Here is a 17,541-nt window from a genome sequence, read left to right as displayed (position 1 = left end):
TTTCGTCGGCCAACTGCAGACCCTACGGGGACGGCTCGCGCGGCAGTCCCAGCACTCGCTCACCGATGATGTTGCGCTGGATCTCGCTGGTGCCGCCCGCGATGCGCATCCCCGGTGCGTACAGGAACGCCTCGGTCTCGGGCGAATCGAGCATGGCCTCAGCGCCGCGCAGGCTGGCACCGATCGCGACTTCGTCGTAGCCGAGCTCGCTGTTCGCGAGCTTGGACACCGGGGCCATGCGTGGATCGGCGCCGTGCAGCTCCATGAGCGCAGCGAGGGCGCTGCCACGGGCGAGCAGATCGGCAAGCGACTGCCTCCCGAGCGGCCCCGTGTCGCCTGCCGCCTCGATCATCTTGGTCAGACGCTTGCGCAGGCTGATGACTCCCGAGGCGCCCGCTCCGCCCCGCTCGTCGGAGAGCACCGCCATCGCGACGCCCCAGCCGCCGCCGCGCTCGCCCAGCAGAGCGTCGTCCGGTATCGAGACATCTTCGAAGAAGACCTCGCAGAACTCGCGATCACCGGTCATCTGGGTGATCGGCCGCACCTCGATACCGGGCAGCGTCATGTCGAGCAAGAAGAAGCTGATGCCGCGGTGCTTGGGCGCGTCGGGCTCCGTGCGAGCCATCAGAATGCCGTACTCGGCGAATTGCGCATTCGACGACCACACCTTCTGGCCGTTCAGCACAAAGCGGCTGCCGTCGGCAACAGCGGCCGTCCCGAGTCCGCCGAGGTCAGACCCCGCACCGGGCTCGCTGAACAGCTGGCACCACAGCATCTCCCCGGTCAGGATCGGGTGCAGGAATCGCTCGCGTTGGCGCTGGGTGCCGGTGCGCAGGATGGCTTCGCCGGCCAGCACGATTCCCTGCAGGTTCAGGTAGGGCGCGACGCCCGCTCGCTCGCACTCCTCCATCCACACGCCGGTGTGCGCCCGGCTCAGCCCTTGGCCGCCGACCGAGGTGGGCCAATGCAGCCCGGCCCAGCCGTGGTCGTAGCAGTACCGCTGCCATCGCCGTGCCTGGTCGTGCATCGCCGGCACCAGGATCGCCCCGTACGCAGGGCAAGCCACACCAGAATCGACCGCCTCGGCCAGAAACTGCACAGCCTCCGAACGGAAGGCGTCGAGTTCGTTTCCGGTGGCTTGGGCCTCAAGTGTCGTGCTCATCGGCTTCGCAGTGTCCCTTGCTGTATTCGCTGCCCTCACGGTAGCCGTGGGGTGACGCGCCAGCCCTAGCATCGCTGCCATGGCCGACCTTGACCACACCAATCCAGCGCTGACCAACGAGACCATCGAGCTCTTGCAGCAGATGATCCGCAATGCCTGCGTCAATGACGGCACGGTCGAATCGGGAGAAGAGGTGCGCAACAGCGACCTGCTCGAGACCTATCTCGAAGGCCCCGACGTGGACCTGCAGAGCTTCGAGTCTGAACCGGGCCGCCGATCCCTCGTGGCACGCATCACCGGCACCGACCCAGCCGCACCGAAGCTGTGCCTGATGGGCCACACCGACGTGGTGCCCGTCAACGCCGACGGCTGGAGCCGTGACCCCTTCGGCGGCGAACTCGTCGAAGGCGAGGTGTGGGGGCGCGGCGCGGTCGACATGCTCAACCTCACGTCGTCCATGGCTGTGGCATTCCGCCACATCGCTCGCAGCGGCTACCGCCCACGGGGAGATGTCATCTATTTCGGCGTGGCCGACGAGGAAGCCGGCGGCACCTATGGCGCCAAATGGATGGCGGAGCACCATTGGGATGCCATCGAGTGCGACTACGTCCTCACCGAGTTCGGCGGGATGCCGAACCACACGCCACAGGGAACCAAGATCACGCTCGCAGCGGGCGAGAAGGGCATCGGCTGGCGCCGACTCACCGTCCGCGGGACACCCGGTCATGGCTCCATGCCGTTCGGCACCGACAATGCCCTGATCAAGGCGGCCGAGATCGTCCGGCGGATCGCTGAATACCGGCCGGCCCCCCAGCTCACCGAGATGTGGCAGCACCACGTCTCGACGCTGCGCGTCGACGACGAGACCCGCGAAGCGCTGCTCGATCCGGCCCAGGTCTACGACGCGGTGGCCGGCATCGATTCACCGGGCCTGGCGCGTCACCTGCATGCGTGCAGCCACACCACATTCAGCCCCAACGTCGTCGGCGGGGGCAACAAGACGAACATCATCCCCGACAAGGTGGAGATCGAAGTCGACATTCGCACGGCACCTGGTGACCCCACCGAGGTCAACGAGCACCTGCGGGCCGCGCTCGGCGAACTCTTCGACGAGGTCGAGATCGAGCATCTTCACGACGACCCGGCCAGCTTCTCGCCGACGAACACGCCGATGTGGCAGTTGCTGAGCGACCTCGTGGCCAAGGCGCATCCAGGTGCACCTGTGATCCCGCAGCTCATCGTGGGCGCGACCGATGCTCGGTTTTTCCGGCTGAAGGGCTCCGTGGCCTACGGGGCCGGTCTGTTCAGCGACCGGGTCAACTCCAACGACTTCATGCTGCGATTCCACGGAAACGACGAGCGCGTCGACACCGAATCGCTGGCGCTCACGACTCAACTGTGGATCGACGTCATCGAGAACCTGGGCGATATCGCCGCGAGCTGAGCGGGCACACGCGGCGCGCACGACGACGAGCACGCACGCTTGGACACCGGATCGCCAGTCGGGCACGACGGACTCGTCGCCTGATGGTCACGCACGTTGCTGAACAGTGATACGCTTACGTCTACTAAACAAACGTTTAGTAGACGTAAGCGTATATTCTGGCGCAAGGAGCGAGGATGTACAGCAGATTCAAGCCGGACAAAATGATCAAACATTCATGGACCCGTCATGCCATGCAGGGAACCGCAGCGGCATTATTCGCTGCCGCATCCATACTTGCGCTTGCGGTACCGGCGGCACACGCGGCCAGTTGCGACTTCACTGGCGGTTACACAGATCGCTATTCGTGGACGCGAGATGAGGGCGACTCGTGCAGTGCGATCGGCACCGACGCACTTGTATTTGATGCTGATATCGGCGAGTTCGTTTGGTTTGGCACGAAGTGGAGCAATAGCTGGTATGTCAAGCTGACCCCGGGAACAACCGTACACAACTATCACTCGGTCGGCTGGCTCAACGGGTGATCCAGTACGCTCGCAGCGCAGCCTGTCTTGACCGGAGCCAGGCTCGATGCAATACAGCAAAACGGCGCGGGCCGGTCCGTTGCGTCGGTGTCCACTTGGCTGTTGCCGTGCTATCGCTCGCGACCGCAGGCTGCGGCGGTGCGACGGCAACCGAGGCGACGGCGTCCACGCAGCTTGTGCAAAACACACCAGGGACGCAACCATTGCAGTCTCACGACCAAGAGTCCCAAGATCAAGACACGCTTGTGTCAGACGGACTGCCTACGAGCACAACTTCTACTGAGGCGACAGAGGAATCCGCAGCGATACAACGTCAGATCGAAGCGCTACAGGACGAACGTGTAAGTGACGATGAGTACGTCGCCGCCTACGAAGCATTTGTTTCATGCTCACGTGGCCTCGGAGCCGACGTCATTGAGCGCGGTCGCGATGCGCGGACCGGACTGATTCGCTACGGCTATAGCGACGAACACGCAGATATCGTTCGCAAATGCAATTCGTGGCATTTCGCGCGTATCGACGCATGGGTCCAGACACGCGACCCTGACGTGCATGAGGAGCGACGGGCCGAAAGCGTGCGCTGGTTTGAGGAAGACGTGGTGCCCTGCTTGGAGCGGTTTGGGATCGAAGTACCGGATCACCTAACGGGCGAGCAGGAAGACCCCGAGGAGCGCGAGTATTGGACGCAATACTCGGACTATGTGATGACGGGTGATTGCGAGTGAGTCGTGCCCGCCGCGATGGCCGAGTGACACCTCCGATCCCGAGGCGATGCGCGGTAGTAGTCTCCTGAGGGCAGCGTAGGGCTCGCGATGCGTGGTGCGCTGATCGGGCTGTCGTGTGCAGTATTGGCGGCGGTCGTGGCCTTGCTATTGGTGTGGCGCGACAATGCGGCAACGGAGGCGTTCGCTTCCGCTCGTGGCCGCCAGTTCGCGCTTGTTGGTATCGAACAAAGCCGTGAACCGCAGCCTGCCGTGGTGGAAGTCACCAGAAGTGAGCCGCGTATCGTTAGCTCGCTCGGTCTTGAGGGAATCGTTACTGCGGTGCACTTCCGCGCTGGCCGACTCGGCATGGCGGAAGCTGTTCTCGACCTCGACGGTGTCACTCGGCACGCCCTAGTTTCCGAGAGTCCTCCCTATCGCGTTCTGGAGTCGGGCGAGCATGGCGATGATGTTGCCGATGTGGCGGCATTCCTATACGCAGCAGGCTATCTCAAGAGCCCTGCTCACCTGATATACGGACCAAGAATGCAGCACGGAGTGAGCGCGTTCGAGATGGCGAGCGGACGTGCCGAAACGGGGCGATTCCAACCGCACTACGTCGCATGGGTCCCGGCTGACCACACCAACGTTGTGCTGCAGGTTGGCCTAGGCGATCGCGTCAGGGCCGATATGCCACTTCTGCTTGAACCCGAGTCGGTCACCTCGGCGAAGGTGCAACTGTCCGTGGGTGAGACATCCGTCGAAGCCCCAAACCGCTGGGTATTTCAGGTCAACGGTGGTCCGCTTCTCGAATTGGATCGAAGCGCGAATGTACTGGACGCAACCTTGCCGAACCTCGCAGCGCACCTGCAATCTTTGCCGCCTCGTGTCGCCCAAGAGCCGGTGCGGGGTGTGGTAATGCGAGCCAATCCGATCGAACGACAGTCGGTACCGACGCGTGCGGTGCTCGTGGGCCTCGGGGGCTCGACGTGTGTCATAGATGAGGATGACGCAGTGCACCTCGTTGATGTACGCGCCAGCAGCGGCGGAGTGTCCTATATAGAAAGATCCCTGCCCATAGATATCCGCGTCATGCTCGACCCTCAGCAGACTGGTCAGGTTCGTTGCGGCTCATGATGACAGGAGTCGGCCATACCATCGGCGAACGACGATTGTTCGCCGAGGTGAATCTACGCGTCAGCAGCGGCGAGTCGGTTGCCGTTGTGGGTCCGTCGGGTGCCGGAAAATCAACACTCTTGGCGATTGCTGGCGACTTGCTCCGACCGAGCACAGGTCGTGTCGAAGTTTGTGATGAACGACCGTCCGATCACTCGCTATTGCCTGTTGCGCAGCAATGTGCATGGGTGTTGCAATTCGCGGCAGTATTCCCGAATCGGACCGTCGCGGACAACGTCTCAGTGCCACTGATGCTCGCAGGTGTTGAGGCCGGGGAAGCAGACGAGAGGGTCAGTCATGCTCTTCGGCTTGTTGAGCTTTCGGAGCAAGCCGAAGCGCGCGCTCGCCACCTGTCGGGAGGCGAATTGCAGCGCCTCAGCATTGCTCGCGCCATTGCAGCTCGGCGGCCGGTTGTACTCGCAGATGAGCCCACATCTCAGCTTGACGCGCGCCTCTCTGGGCTAGCCGTTCGTTCATTGCTTGCAAGCTGCCAGGACTCGATTCTCGTCCTCGTGACGCATGACCGCGACATTGCGCGTCTGTGCAATCGTTGTTACGTCTTATCCGACAGCGGCCTGACACTCTTGCGGCCGACGCACGACACGGCCCTGTCCGGATTACCAGCGGCCGACGCGGAGCGGCAAGTACCTGGAGTGTTCGAAGTTCGGCGGCAGCGGTAATGCGTGCTCGCGCCGTGTGGCGCGAAGCGACACAGAACGTCTGGCGTGGACGCCTGGCAACGTGGATGCAGGTTCTCGTGATCGGAGCCGGACTCGCTGCCGTCTTTGTGGCAGAGTGGACCAGCGCTGCCGACGCGGCGCAACGCAGCGCGTCGCTCCGGATTGACGGTTACCACGTCTTGGCGGTCTTCGGTGCCGAGGATGGCAATAGCACGGTTGAGCGCATCTCACGGGAGCACTGTGAGCGCTTGGTTCATTCAAGCGGTGTGACCGCAGCAGGTAGCGTGGGCGCGCTCAGGCCGACGTCAATCCGGCAGGCCCCGAACGCGGTTGTGCACGAGTCGGGCGCGACAGCTGGGATTTTCGCCGTGCTTGATACCATCGATCCTGCATGGTGGGACGGCTCGAGCTCCAGGAACGGTTCCGTATTTGACAGGCTGCTGATGTCGCCTTCGCACATGGACGCTAATGGACTCGCCATGGGCGCCTCGATTGCGCTTCGCAGCGACGTGATTGTGGACTTGGGTAATGACGTAGCGGACCGGGGCGGTGCCCGGGCAAGAGCCAGCGACTCGATGTCGGCAGGCGACGCACTCATCACTGAGCGCGCACTCGCTAAACACGACGTCAGAGTTGTTTCTGGTGCTCCGCTGGAGGCGCTCGGCCGTGGCTATCGGAGTGCCATGCTGCGCTTGGTCCCGCCGGTTGGCAGCGCCGAAAGCTGTCTCATCGCCCTCGAGGGAGAGTTGTTGAGCGGGTACACGGCCCCGATCGCCACGGTGCTCGCCGATGAGACATTGACCTATCGACGTGTAGTACTCGGTGCTGAACGATTGCAGACCGGCGACGACTTGTACCGCGAGCGCCCTTGGCGACACCTGTGGATAGTCGTCGCGGCTGTCGCATTGGCGTTGCGCGCCTTGGTGCTTTGGACGCGACGGTCGGAACTCGCGCTCTATCGATCCTTGGGAGCGCGGAGGTCGGAGGTCCGATCAATCGCCGCAGCAGAATTCGTGCTCGTTATGGGCTGGAGTGTGCTTATCTCGCTTGGCATCGCCGCGGTCACCGTCGCCACCGTCGACCCCGGGCAGTACGTGTGGGCACCGGCACTCCCGTCGCTGCTCGCAGCGACTTGTGCGTCACTAGTCGCAGGTGTATTTGCCGCGGTTGCTGTGCCGACGGCTCGGCCCATCGATGCCATGAAGGATCGATGAATCAGCCGGTGCAGGCCACCCGCGGCTCGATGTGCGGGAGGCGGCCGGCGCGCAGCGAGATCACCGCACCTGCTTCGTCGACTTCCCACACGACGCGCTTGTCGACATCTGGAGCGTCAACCGGCACGTACTGGATCGCTGAGAGTCCGGGCCCGTCTTCGATCCTGTCGCCGAAGGCTTCGATGATCTCGCTTCTCGTGGAGCCGATGCCGTAGCCGGAGATCGTCGTGATCGGACCGGAGTCGATGTCGACTCGCACGATCTCCGCATTGACGGCCAGGAACCGGATGCCCGCAGGGCCGTTCTGGACCGTGAAGTAGCGGCAGGCGTCAGTGCCGCCCGGGACGGCGATCATCAGCGAATCAGCGGCCGTGCGAGCGTCTTCGAGTGACTGCCCGATCTGCACCGGCCCCAGACCTGCAGTCGACAGCTTCGATTCGAGCGTCACGTTGGAACCCGACGGGTTGTCGGTGGCCATGGCGTCGTCGGCAGCGGTCGTCGGCGCAGGCGTGACGACGGTGGATGTCTCGGTTTCCGTGTCCGACATCATCTCGTCGTCGGCGGCCGTCGTCGTGGTCGCGTCGGTTTCGTCATCGCTGAGCAGACCGCAAGCGCTGACCAGCATCGCAGCGGCCAGCGCCACGGCAAGAGCACGCCATCGTGCGGAGTTGCCTCGCGTCAAGCTGCGTGGGGAGTCGAGTTGGTGCACGGCAGTCACCCTTCCAGTCACACCCCTCAGGGGAGTCGGCATCCAGTCGAGAGTACCGAAGCCAGCACCGGGGCGCGGCGACACCGGCAGGCAGCCCTGCTGCGGGCGTAAGCTCGGCGGTCGAGACCTCATACGAAGGGGAGCGCGCGATGTCCCACGACACAGTCATTCGAGGCGGCTTGGTGGTCGACGGGACCGGCGGCGATGCCCGCGTCGCCGATGTCGCCATCGACGGCGAACGGATCACCGCCGTCGGCGAGGTCGAGGCGTCCGGGCGCACAGAGATCGATGCAGCCGGCAAGGTCGTCACGCCCGGTTTCGTCGACATCCACACTCACCTCGACGCCCAGCTTGCGTGGGACCCCATCGGTTCGAGCTCGTGCTGGCACGGCGTTACCTCGGTGGTCATGGGCAACTGCGGGGTCACGTTCGCTCCCGTCAAGACCACCGACATCGAGTACATCGCCGAGGTCATGGAGTCGGTCGAGGACATCCCGAAGCAATCGATGATGCAGGGCCTGCCATGGGACTGGCGCTCATACGGCGAGTATCTGGCCTTCCTGGACGGCATGCCCAAGGGCCTCAACGTCGGCGGCATGGTCGGCCATGTCGCCGTCCGCTGGCACACGATGGGCCCCGACAGCCTCGACGAGCGCCCCGCGTCGGAGTCACAGGTCGCAGCAATGTGCGAGCTGGTGGACGAGGCGATGGGGGCCGGTGCGCTGGGATTCTCGACGTCGCGCACGCTGCTGCACCGCACACCCGACGGGCGACCGATCCCCGGCACCTTTGCTGACGACAACGAGCTGTACGCATTCGGCGACGTCTTGGGCCGCCACGGCCGGGGCGTGTTCGAATCGGCACCGCGCTTCGAAGCAGCCGGACCCGATTTCGCGGGAGGCCGCCACGAGATCGAAGTGCTCGGCGAGATCACGCGGCGCAGCGGCCAGCCCAGCACGTTCGGCCTAGTGTACTCGGCCCGCAAGCCGGAGATGAGCGACCTCGTGCTCGGGTACGTCTCCGAGCAAAACGCAGCCGGCGCGCAACTTCGGCCCCAGACCACCTGCCGGGCCATCGGTGTCGTGTTGGGCATCCAGCACCGCACGCCGTGGGATCGAGCGGGCGAGACGTGGCGCTCGCTGCGCAGTCTCGACGTCGCCGGACGCCTCGACGCGATCCGCGACCCGGCAACTCGTACGGCACTCGTGGCCGAGGCGAACTCGTCGGAGTCCAATTCGACGGGCATGGCGAACTCGCTCGTCGATCTGAGCCGGCTGTACCTGCTTGACGCTGTCAACCCGAACTACCGGATCGGACCCGAGGGCACCCTCGAAGCGCAGGCCGCGGCCGCCGGTGTATCCCCGGTGGAGCTCTTCCTGGACGCGACCGACCGCTCCGACGGAACGGTGATGCTCAGCCTGCCGGTGCTGAATCAGGACTTTGATGCGATCGAACGGATGCTGAGCCATGAGTCCATCGTCATGGGACTCGCGGACGCGGGGGCACACGTCGGGCAGATCATGGACTCCAGCCAGCCCACGTTCTTCCTGAGCCACTGGGTGCGCGACAACGGGTTCTTCTCACTGCCCGAAGGCGTTCGCCGGATCACCTCGGACACTGCCGACCTGTTCGGGCTGGTCGACCGGGGGCGCCTTGAAGCCGGCCGGTTCGCCGATGTCAACATCATCGACGTCGATCGCCTGTCGCTGTCGGGTCCTGAGTACGTGTACGACTTCCCGGGCGGCGCGGGCCGCTACATCCAGCGGGGCGCCGGGTATGAGGCCACGCTGGTGAACGGACAGGTGTTCATGCGCGACTGCGAGCACACGGGTTCGCTGGCTGGACGGACGCTCCGCTCCACCGACTGAGCCCTAGAACTCACGGGTAGCGTCGCTGCCTTATGGCTTCTGCACCCCCAATGAACATCAACACCGATGCGATCTGGCGTGTCACGCTCGACACGTCCAAGGGCCGTATCGTCATGGACCTCGACCCGCAGCTTGCGCCGGCGACGGTGAACAACTTCGTCAACCTCGCACAAGACGGTTATTACACGGGGCTCACCTTCCATCGGGTCGTGCCCGGATTCGTCATCCAGGGCGGTTGCCCCGAGGGATCGGGGCGTGGAGGCCCGGGGTACCGATTCGCCGACGAGCCCGTCAAGGGCGACTACACGCTGGGTGCGGTGGCCATGGCCAACGCCGGGCCCGACAGCAACGGCAGCCAGTTCTTCATCTGCATCGACGACTGCCGCGCCAAACTGCAGCCCGCCTACAACCTGTTCGGCCATGTGACGGAAGGAATGGACGTAGCGCTGGCCATTGCAGTCGGCGACACCATGGACACGGTGACCGTGGAGGAACTGCCGCGTTCGTGACGTGGCAGCGACAGGTCCGGCCGCGTTCGTGACGTGGCGACCTCCGAATACTTGGGGGCCGCGCGAGTAGCGTGTCCGAAGCAGTATCTGCAAGGAGGGCTCTGATGAGCGGCAGCCAGACGAACGACCCAAGTGCCAATGACACAGTGCTGTACGAGGTTGACGACGGCGTGGCGGTCGTCACGCTGAACCGTCCCGAGCGGCTGAACGCCTGGACCGGTGAGCTGGGGACCGGCTACTTCGACGCTCTCGACCGGGCTGCAGCCGACCCCGACGTCCGAGCCGTCGTGGTGACCGGTGCTGGCCGGGGCTTCTGCGCCGGTGCCGACATGGACAACTTGCAGGGCATTTCCAGCGGCGGCGGAGAGAGTGGCGGAGATGCGCCACGGCTGCGCAACGAGCGTCATGACTACGCGCTGACCATTCCCAAGCCGGTTGTGGCTGCGATCAATGGGGCATGCGCCGGGCTGGGCTTCGTCCACGCCATGATGTGCGATGTCCGGTTCGCCGCCGAGGGGGCCAAGTTCACCAGTGCGTTCGCCCGTCGAGGCCTCATCGCCGAGCACGGCGTGGCGTGGATGCTGCCCCGTGTCGTCGGCCCGTCCCATGCGTTGGACATCCTCATGTCCGGCCGGGTCTTCCTTGCCTCCGAAGCCAAGGAGATGGGCGTCGTCAGCAAGGTGGTGCCGCGCGACGAGCTGCTCGACGCCGCGGTCAGCTACGCCCGTGATCTCGGCCGCTACAGCGCGCCGTGGTCGATGGCGCAAATCAAGCGGCAGGTATGGGGCCAGCTCGATCAAGCCCGCAGCGACGCTCTTGAAGAGTCGAACGCCCTCATGCGCGAGTCGCTGCGGCGCACCGACTTCAAGGAGGGCGTGCAGAGCTTCGTCGAACAGCGCGATCCCAACTTCGAGCCGGTCGTCGCCGACGGCTAGCCAATCGCGTCAGCTCGCTCCGGCACCGCCAACACCAGCCCGCCGTTGTCACACCGTGATGCCGGCAGGTCTCCGGTGATATGAGCCGGCGATGAACGACACGCTCGTCGCGTTCGCGGTCCTGGCTTGGCTGGCGTATCTGGCCAGCCGACTGCTGGCACGCCACCACCTGCCCGAACTGGTCGCGTTCCTCATTGTCGGTGCCTTGCTCGGCCCCTCGGGGCCGCCGGTGATCAATTTGATCGACGCGCCGTCGCTGGTTGCGTTGCGGCCGGTCACCGAGGTGGCGCTGGCGGTGCTCATGTTCGTGATCGGTGAGCGGGTGTCGGTACGTGCGCTGCGAGCGGCGCGGTGGACGTTGACCACCGGTGTCGCCCAATTCGCCTTGAGCGCGATTGCGGTCTTCTGGGTGACGAGCAGGCTCGGCGCAGATCGGCCGGTGGCGCTGGTCCTCGGGGCGCTGGCGGGCGCTGGTGCACCCATGACGATCGCGCACATCGTGAGCTCGGTGCGCGCCCGTGGCAGCTACCCCACTGGCATCGTCGGTACCCACGCGGTGTCCGACGCGCTGGCCACGACCACGTTTGCAGCAGTTCTCCCCATTGCGTTGCTGCTGTCCGACGAGGCTGCCGACATCGGCAGCGCCATGCTCGACTTCGTTCAGCTCGGCATCGGCGGCGCAGTGCTGGGACTGCTCGGGGGCTGGTTTATCTCGCGCCTCGGCTTTCAGATCGAGACTTCCGGCGAGCTGCTGCTGTTCGTGCTGGTGCACATCGTGATCGGTTGGACCATCTCGGGCTGGCTGGACATCTCGCTGCCGCTGGCTGCGTTGGTGGCCGGCGCTACGGCGGCGACGGTGTCACCCCAGGCGTTCTCGGTGAGGCTGTTCCGGACGATCAAGACCATCGAACAGCCGTTGTATCTGCTGTTCTTCGCGCTGGCCGGTGCCTCGATCCACCTCTCCGACGTGCCCAAGGTGGGCTTGGTGGGCGTCGCGTACATCGTTGTGCGGGTCGCAGCCAAGATTGTCGGCGGCCTCGGCGGCGGCTTGATGGGGGGGCTGGGCTGGCGGCGGTCACTGAGACTGGGCGTCAACTTGACGCCGCAGGCCGGGGTTGCTGTGGGCCTGGCGGTCATTGCGTCGGAGCGGCTCGGCGACCCGGGCGCAGAGGCGGCCACGGTGGTGCTGGGCGCCGTGGTGCTGTTCGAACTGGTCGGGCCGCTGCTTGTCGCGCGGGACCTGCGCGGCTGGTCATCTGCCGAAGACGAGAACGGTGACGTCCCCGAGGAGTTTGAGCTGCCCCATCGCGTGCTCGTCGCAGCGCCCGTCCCGGTGGAGCTGCCCGAGTGGCTGATCGACCAAGCGGCACGATGGCGGTCTTCGCTGGTCGTGCTGATGCCAGGGGAGCGCGACGAGCCGCATGCCACGAAGATCGGCGAGCTCTGCAGCAGCCGCGATGTCGACTTCGAATTCCGCTCGCTGCGGAACGAGAGCCTCACCGGTGCAGTGGTGCGCTCGCGCAGCCAGCATCATGCGGACCTTGTGGTGCTGTTCGCACCGCGGCCGCCGACTGGCGCGTCGCGCCTCGTGTTGTTGCCGTCGGAGCGGATTGCACGTCAGCTGCCGGTGCCGGTGCTGACGTTTCCGCTGAATCAACCCGAGTCCGATGCAGAATCGCCCGATTCTGATGCTGCGCGTGGGCAGCGGCCCCGACGCCTGCCCTGGCAGAGCCCGGGACGGAGCGAGTGAGCGCGCCGCCCCAGGGCTCGGCGCGCGACAGCGTGCCGGGTGCGGGGGAAGACCTCGTCGCCGCGGCTCGAGACATTGCCTCTGCCGCGGGATCGCTCACGCTGCGATGGTTCGGTCGGCGCGACCTCGGCGTCACCTGGAAGCGGGACGGCACCGAGGTGACCGAAGCAGACCGGGCAGCCGAACGTCTCGTCCGAGAACGAATCGGCGAGCAGTTTCCCGATGACGCGATCTTCGGCGAGGAAGAAGGCGGTGCAATTCGACCGGACGGCCGGACATGGATTGTCGATCCCATCGACGGCACCCGGGGTTTCGTGCGGGGCGTCCCCCTCTACGCGACCCTCGTGGCGCTGGTGGACCCCTACGGTCCGCTGGTGGGCGTCATCGATCTGCCGGTGCTCAACCAGACGCTCGTCGCTGGACGGGGCACCGGCTGCTGGCTCGGCGACCACCGTTGCACGGTGAGCGATCACCCCGATCTCCGCGGCGCGCTCGTCAACACCTCCGACTACAACACCTTTGAGCCCTCCCAATTCGAGGCATTGCGCGCCGCAGGCGCGATGATGCGCACATGGGGCGACGCCTACGGCTACTTCCTCGTCGCAACCGGTCAGGCGGAGGCCATGATCGACCCGGTCTGCGAAACGTGGGACTTGGCGCCGATGCCGGTGATCATGTCTGAAGCCGGCGGCGTCTTCACTGACGTTGCCGGACAGCCCGACTTCCGCAACCGCGCCGGCATTGCTTCCAATGGCTCGCTGCACGCTGCGGTTGTCGCTGCGATGCAATCGCTCCCGGGAGATCCCGATGGCGGGTGAAGCACGACGTCGGGCGGAGCTTCGGCTGCCCGAGCGCGATCGCATGCCGCGCTGGGTGCCCCGCGCCATTGGCTTGGCGATGCTCGCGGTCGTGGGCCTGGCCACGGCGGCGTGGCTGCTCGACCGGCTGCGCGATCTGCTGGTGGTGCTGCTGGTGTCGTTGTTCCTCTCATTCGCGATGGAACCGGCGGTCAACTGGCTCGCGAACAAGGGTCTCAAGCGGGGCCTCGGCACAGCGTGTGTCTTCTTGGCGTCTGCATTGGCCGCAGGGGCTTTCGGAGCGGCCATCGCATCGGTGCTGGCTGAGCAGATCACCAAGCTCATCGAAGACGCGCCCGGCTATCTGGCCGACATCGAGCAGTGGGCCGACGAGCAGTTCGGCTTCGAGCTCAGCACCGACAACGTGGCAGCGCAGTTCACCGAGGGCGGGACTGCTGCGTCGCTGCTGGGCGACGTGGCGGGCAACTTGGTGTCCGTTGGTTCGGCGGCAGTCAACGTCGGGCTGCAGCTGTTCACCGTCGCGCTGTTCACGTTCTATCTCGTCGCCGAGGGTCCTCGGCTGCGGCGTCTGGTGTGCTCGGCGCTGAGTCCGGAACGGCAGGCGGTTGTGCTGCGGGGCTGGGAGCTGGCTATCGACAAGACCGGCGGGTACATCTACTCGCGGACACTGCTCGCGATTGCGGCGTTCTTGGTGCACTGGGCAGCGTTTGCGATCATCGGCGTGCCCTCGCCGCTGCCGCTTGCGATGTGGGTGGGCGTGCTCTCGCAGTTCGTGCCGGTGGTGGGCACGTATCTCGCGGGCTTGCTGCCGCTGCTCATAGCACTGCTTGACAATCCGATCTCGGCGATCTGGGTGGTCATCGTGGTGCTGGCGTACCAGCAGCTCGAGAACTACATGCTGTCGCCTCGCGTCACTGCTCACACCATGAACATTCATCCGGCGGTGGCATTCGGCTCGGTGCTCGTCGGCGCTGCACTGCTGGGATCTGTCGGGGCGTTGCTGGCCGTGCCTGCGGCAGCAACCATCCAGGCCTTCGTGTCGACCTACATCAAGCGGCACGAACTCATCGAATCTGAGATGTTCGAGTCGCAGTCGGCTGAACCGGACGAGGCCGTTGTCGTGCCCGAGTTGGCCGAAGGCGCCGATGAGGCTGGCGAGCCGGCCGAACAAGACGAGTCGCCTGCGGGCTGAGGCGAGCGGGTTCGGCCGGTGACGATCCTCGTCGACGACGCTCTGTGGCCGTGGCGCGGCCGCCGCTGGGCCCACCTCGTCTCGGACGAGAGCTATGACGAGCTGCACCGGTTCGCAGCTCTCATCGGCAAGCGGCGCGCTGCCTTCCAGGGCGATCACTACGACGTCGATGAGACGGAGCGAGAGCTGGCGCTGCGAGCGGGCGCCGTCGGGGTAAACAGCCGTGAGTTGGTGTCGCGGCTGCGGGCTGCGGGGCTCAGAAAACCTCGAGGTGTTCCATCACCGCGTCGATAAAGCCGAAGTTCTTGGGCGTGGCGAAGTGATCGCAGCCACGCAGACCCGTGAATGAAGCATCCCCCAAGGCGTCGAGGAGCGGATCCGCGGGGCCTGCGAAGTCTTCGGTGCCGAGGACCACTCGCACCGGATGGGTGATGCGTGCGAATTCGGCAGCTCCGAGCGGTGCGTGCTTGCGGCGCATGAACGCCGCCAGCGCTTGGCCGTCCTGGTCGGGCTCGGCGGCATAGCGGGCGAAGGTCTGGGCGTGGACATCATCGGCCTCGGCTTCGCCGGCGACGCCGCGCGCGATCCGTTCGGCCTGTTCGTCGTCGCGTTCGAACAGGTTCCGGCCGACGCCTGAGACGACCAGGCGACCGAAACGCTCGGGTGCCATCGCCGCCATGACCAGCAGCGTGCGCGATCCCATCGAGAAGCCCACACCGTCGACAGCTTGATCACCGAACTCCGAGGCGAGCCGCTCGACCAGCTTGGATTCCATGTCGGCGTACCCGGCTGGGTCGTGGTGCTTCGGTGCTGAGCCGTGTCCGGGAAGATCCCACGCGATGACCTCGCGTCCGCCGTCGGTCAGCAGATCGATGATCCCGGTCGGCTGCCAAGTGCTCGCCACCGAGCCAGTGAAGCCGTGGAGCAGGAGCACGGGGTTCGCCATGGCGGGAAGTCTGGCAGAGCGGTGACCTACCCTGCATCCGAGCATTGGGCACCCCAGCACCCCACAGCGGGGCGCCACCCGCCCGAGCCCCGAACAGAACCTGAGTCTCCCCAACAGAAGAAGACGAGCACCCCACATGAGCACGACGACTGCGCCGCCCATCCGGATTGCCAACTGCAGCGGTTTCTTCGGGGATCGCCTCGCTGCCGCTCGCGAGATGGTCACCGGTGGCCCTATCGATGCCCTCACGGGCGACTGGCTCGCCGAGCTGACCATGCTGATCCTGTCGCGTATCGCGGCCAAGCGGCCCGGCGCCGGCTACGCCCGGACGTTCGTCACCCAGATGGAGGAGGTCATGGGCACCTGCCTGGACCGGGGCATCAAGGTGGTGACCAACGCCGGGGGTCTGAATCCTTCGGGGTGCGCCGACGCCGTGGCCGAGGTCGCGGACCGGCTGGGCCTCAACCCGTCCATCGCCTATGTCGACGGCGACGACCTGACGGACCGCTTGGGCGACTTGATCACGGCCGGGAACGACTTCGCCCATCTCGACACAGGTCAGCCTTTGGGCGAGCTGGCCGATCGGATCGTGACTGCGAACGCGTACATCGGCTGTTGGGGAATCGTGGAGGCCCTGCATCAGGGTGCTGACATCGTCATCACCGGGCGCGCCACTGATGCAGCCGTCGTGGCCGGGCCCGCGGCGTGGCATCACGGTTGGACCCGTGACGACTGGGACGCGCTGGCCGGCGCGATCGTTGCGGGGCACGTGATCGAGTGCGGCGGGCAGGCCACGGGTGGCAACTACAGCTTCTTCACCGAGATCGCCGACATGACCTATCCGGGATTTCCGTGGGCCGAGGTGGCAGCGGACGGCTCCAGCGTGATCGGCAAGCACTCGGGCACCGGCGGCGAGGTGTCGGTCGGCACGATCACCTCGCAATTGCTGTACGAGATCCAGAGCGAGCGCTACCTCAACCCCGATGTGGTGAGCCGTTTCGACACCATCGAGCTGACCCAGATCGGGCGCGACCGGGTCCGCATCAGCGGCGTCCGCGGCGAGCCCGCACCCCCCACGCTCAAGGTGGCCATGAACTACCAGGGCGGATTCCGCAACCAGATCTCCATTGGGCTGACTGGCCTCGACATCGAGGCAAAGGCAGAGCTCATCGAGCGCCAGTTCTGGCATGCGTGCCCCTACAGCCCTGACGACTACGAGACCGTGGTGCGCAAGTTCCTGCCGACGCACAAGGCCGACCCAGGCACCAACGAGGAAGCCGTCGCCGTCTACAAGATCGTCGTGAAGGACCCCGACGAGCGCAAGGTCGGCCGCGCGTTCTCGAATGCAGGCACCGAGATCGGCCTGTGCTCGATTCCTGGGATGTTCGGCACCGGGGGAGGCCCGGGTCCGGGCCAGCCCTTCGGGGTGTACTGGCCAGCGCTGGTCGACGCGGAGCTGGTTCCCATGCAGGTCGTGGTGGACGGCCGCCGGACCGTGGTCGACAGCACCCCTCCCGACATCGCCTTCTCCGGAGTGGCGGTGGCGCCCCCCGAGCGGGTCGAGCCTCCCGGCGGGCCGACACGCACGGTGCCGCTCGGCACGCTGTACGGCACACGCTCGGGCGACAAGGGCCCGAATGCGAATCTGGGCATCTTCGCCCGTTCGGCTGAGGCCTTCTGGTGGCTGTCCGACTTCCTGACCGTCGAACGGCTCGCGCAGCTCATGCCTGAAGCGGCCGAGCACCGAGTAGATCGCTACGACCTGCCAAATATCTGGAGCCTCAACTTCATTTTCCACGGGCTGCTGGAAGAAGGCGTGGCTGCGTCGACCCGGCAAGACCCGCAGGCGAAGGCGTTGGGGGAATACCTGCGCGCCAAGCTGGTCGAGATTCCCGAGGCGCTGCTGGGCTAGC

17 protein-coding genes are annotated in these 17,541 nt (G+C 65.6%); 14 read left to right on the top strand and 3 right to left on the bottom strand.

Features of this window, described 5'->3' with window-relative positions; genetic code table 11:
* Positions 1-22: 22 nt before the first annotated feature.
* On the bottom strand, positions 23-1,162 hold the full coding sequence (locus tag ACOGJB_RS02965; protein ID WP_419839342.1) for an acyl-CoA dehydrogenase family protein: 1,140 nt from the start codon (positions 1,160-1,162) through the stop codon (positions 23-25).
* 79 nt (positions 1,163-1,241) lie between these two features.
* Between ACOGJB_RS02965 and ACOGJB_RS02960 the strand changes: the two genes are divergently transcribed.
* From ACOGJB_RS02960 to ACOGJB_RS02935, 6 genes are all read left to right on the top strand, one after another.
* Entirely contained in the window at positions 1,242-2,606 is a 1,365-nt protein-coding gene (locus tag ACOGJB_RS02960; protein WP_419839341.1) for a M20/M25/M40 family metallo-hydrolase, read from the top strand.
* Positions 2,607-2,782: 176 nt separating this feature from the next.
* A complete protein-coding gene (locus ACOGJB_RS02955) occupies positions 2,783-3,130 on the top strand; it encodes a hypothetical protein (protein WP_419839340.1) in 348 nt (115 codons plus the stop codon).
* A gap of 95 nt (positions 3,131-3,225) precedes the next feature.
* Positions 3,226-3,855: a hypothetical protein gene (locus tag ACOGJB_RS02950; protein WP_419839339.1), complete on the top strand. Its 630-nt coding sequence runs from the start codon at positions 3,226-3,228 to the stop codon at positions 3,853-3,855.
* 87 nt (positions 3,856-3,942) lie between these two features.
* Positions 3,943-4,968 (top strand): peptidoglycan-binding domain-containing protein, encoded by a 1,026-nt coding sequence (locus tag ACOGJB_RS02945; protein ID WP_419839338.1) that lies wholly within the window; start codon positions 3,943-3,945, stop codon positions 4,966-4,968.
* Positions 4,965-5,687: an ABC transporter ATP-binding protein gene (locus tag ACOGJB_RS02940; protein ID WP_419839337.1), complete on the top strand. Its 723-nt coding sequence runs from the start codon at positions 4,965-4,967 to the stop codon at positions 5,685-5,687. Before ACOGJB_RS02945 ends, ACOGJB_RS02940 begins: the two co-directional genes overlap by 4 nt.
* A 458-nt stretch (positions 5,688-6,145) precedes the next feature.
* Positions 6,146-6,901, top strand: coding sequence for a hypothetical protein (locus ACOGJB_RS02935; RefSeq protein WP_419839336.1), 756 nt, complete (start codon positions 6,146-6,148; stop codon positions 6,899-6,901).
* Position 6,902: 1 nt separating this feature from the next.
* Here ACOGJB_RS02935 and ACOGJB_RS02930 read toward each other — a convergent pair whose 3' ends face one another.
* Positions 6,903-7,631, bottom strand: a complete 729-nt coding sequence (locus tag ACOGJB_RS02930; RefSeq protein ID WP_419839335.1) for a hypothetical protein — start codon at positions 7,629-7,631, stop codon at positions 6,903-6,905.
* A gap of 128 nt (positions 7,632-7,759) precedes the next feature.
* Between ACOGJB_RS02930 and ACOGJB_RS02925 the strand changes: the two genes are divergently transcribed.
* From ACOGJB_RS02925 to ACOGJB_RS02895, 7 genes are all read left to right on the top strand, one after another.
* A complete protein-coding gene (locus ACOGJB_RS02925; RefSeq protein ID WP_419839334.1) occupies positions 7,760-9,478 on the top strand; it encodes an N-acyl-D-amino-acid deacylase family protein in 1,719 nt (572 codons plus the stop codon).
* Positions 9,479-9,510: 32 nt separating this feature from the next.
* Complete coding sequence (locus ACOGJB_RS02920) at positions 9,511-9,987, top strand: peptidylprolyl isomerase (protein WP_419839333.1); 477 nt, start codon at positions 9,511-9,513, stop codon at positions 9,985-9,987.
* A gap of 104 nt (positions 9,988-10,091) precedes the next feature.
* A complete protein-coding gene (locus ACOGJB_RS02915) occupies positions 10,092-10,922 on the top strand; it encodes an enoyl-CoA hydratase (RefSeq protein WP_419839332.1) in 831 nt (276 codons plus the stop codon).
* Positions 10,923-11,013: 91 nt separating this feature from the next.
* Positions 11,014-12,672, top strand: coding sequence for a cation:proton antiporter (locus ACOGJB_RS02910; RefSeq protein WP_419839331.1), 1,659 nt, complete (start codon positions 11,014-11,016; stop codon positions 12,670-12,672).
* Positions 12,669-13,490, top strand: coding sequence for an inositol monophosphatase family protein (locus tag ACOGJB_RS02905; RefSeq protein WP_419839330.1), 822 nt, complete (start codon positions 12,669-12,671; stop codon positions 13,488-13,490). Before ACOGJB_RS02910 ends, ACOGJB_RS02905 begins: the two co-directional genes overlap by 4 nt.
* Positions 13,480-14,682, top strand: coding sequence for an AI-2E family transporter (locus ACOGJB_RS02900; protein ID WP_419839329.1), 1,203 nt, complete (start codon positions 13,480-13,482; stop codon positions 14,680-14,682). Before ACOGJB_RS02905 ends, ACOGJB_RS02900 begins: the two co-directional genes overlap by 11 nt.
* Before the next feature lie 18 nt (positions 14,683-14,700).
* The gene (locus ACOGJB_RS02895) at positions 14,701-14,976 is read left to right on the top strand and encodes a DUF4031 domain-containing protein (RefSeq protein ID WP_419839328.1); all 276 of its coding nucleotides are present in this window, start codon (positions 14,701-14,703) and stop codon (positions 14,974-14,976) included.
* On the opposite strand, the gene ACOGJB_RS02890 is transcribed toward ACOGJB_RS02895, so the two are convergent.
* On the bottom strand, positions 14,939-15,628 hold the full coding sequence (locus ACOGJB_RS02890; RefSeq protein ID WP_419839327.1) for an alpha/beta fold hydrolase: 690 nt from the start codon (positions 15,626-15,628) through the stop codon (positions 14,939-14,941). The two genes, ACOGJB_RS02895 and ACOGJB_RS02890, sit on opposite strands and share 38 nt — an antisense overlap.
* A gap of 136 nt (positions 15,629-15,764) precedes the next feature.
* Here ACOGJB_RS02890 and ACOGJB_RS02885 point away from each other — a divergent pair, with 136 nt between their 5' ends.
* Positions 15,765-17,540 carry an acyclic terpene utilization AtuA family protein gene (locus ACOGJB_RS02885; protein ID WP_419839326.1) on the top strand — a complete coding sequence of 592 codons (1,776 nt, stop codon included), beginning with the start codon at positions 15,765-15,767 and terminating at the stop codon, positions 17,538-17,540.
* The last annotated feature ends 1 nt before the right edge of the window (position 17,541 follow it).

The organism is Candidatus Poriferisodalis sp. (assembly GCF_965208895.1).
In the GTDB taxonomy this organism is placed as follows: Bacteria; Actinomycetota; Acidimicrobiia; order Acidimicrobiales; family Poriferisodalaceae; genus Poriferisodalis.
The sequence above is the reverse complement of the archived record's forward strand: the minus strand, read 5'-3'. Positions and strand labels throughout refer to the sequence as shown.

Coding starts and splice junctions, on each gene's coding strand:
- ACOGJB_RS02890 (WP_419839327.1), bottom strand. CDS start 15,628: ATGGCGAACCCCGTGCTCCTGCTCCACGGCTTCACTGGCTCGGTGGCG.
- ACOGJB_RS02965 (WP_419839342.1), bottom strand. CDS start 1,162: ATGAGCACGACACTTGAGGCCCAAGCCACCGGAAACGAACTCGACGCC.
- ACOGJB_RS02935 (WP_419839336.1), top strand. CDS start 6,146: ATGGACGCTAATGGACTCGCCATGGGCGCCTCGATTGCGCTTCGCAGC.
- ACOGJB_RS02910 (WP_419839331.1), top strand. CDS start 11,014: ATGAACGACACGCTCGTCGCGTTCGCGGTCCTGGCTTGGCTGGCGTAT.
- ACOGJB_RS02955 (WP_419839340.1), top strand. CDS start 2,783: ATGTACAGCAGATTCAAGCCGGACAAAATGATCAAACATTCATGGACC.
- ACOGJB_RS02915 (WP_419839332.1), top strand. CDS start 10,092: ATGAGCGGCAGCCAGACGAACGACCCAAGTGCCAATGACACAGTGCTG.
- ACOGJB_RS02960 (WP_419839341.1), top strand. CDS start 1,242: ATGGCCGACCTTGACCACACCAATCCAGCGCTGACCAACGAGACCATC.
- ACOGJB_RS02920 (WP_419839333.1), top strand. CDS start 9,511: ATGGCTTCTGCACCCCCAATGAACATCAACACCGATGCGATCTGGCGT.
- ACOGJB_RS02940 (WP_419839337.1), top strand. CDS start 4,965: ATGATGACAGGAGTCGGCCATACCATCGGCGAACGACGATTGTTCGCC.
- ACOGJB_RS02925 (WP_419839334.1), top strand. CDS start 7,760: ATGTCCCACGACACAGTCATTCGAGGCGGCTTGGTGGTCGACGGGACC.
- ACOGJB_RS02900 (WP_419839329.1), top strand. CDS start 13,480: ATGGCGGGTGAAGCACGACGTCGGGCGGAGCTTCGGCTGCCCGAGCGC.
- ACOGJB_RS02885 (WP_419839326.1), top strand. CDS start 15,765: ATGAGCACGACGACTGCGCCGCCCATCCGGATTGCCAACTGCAGCGGT.
- ACOGJB_RS02945 (WP_419839338.1), top strand. CDS start 3,943: ATGCGTGGTGCGCTGATCGGGCTGTCGTGTGCAGTATTGGCGGCGGTC.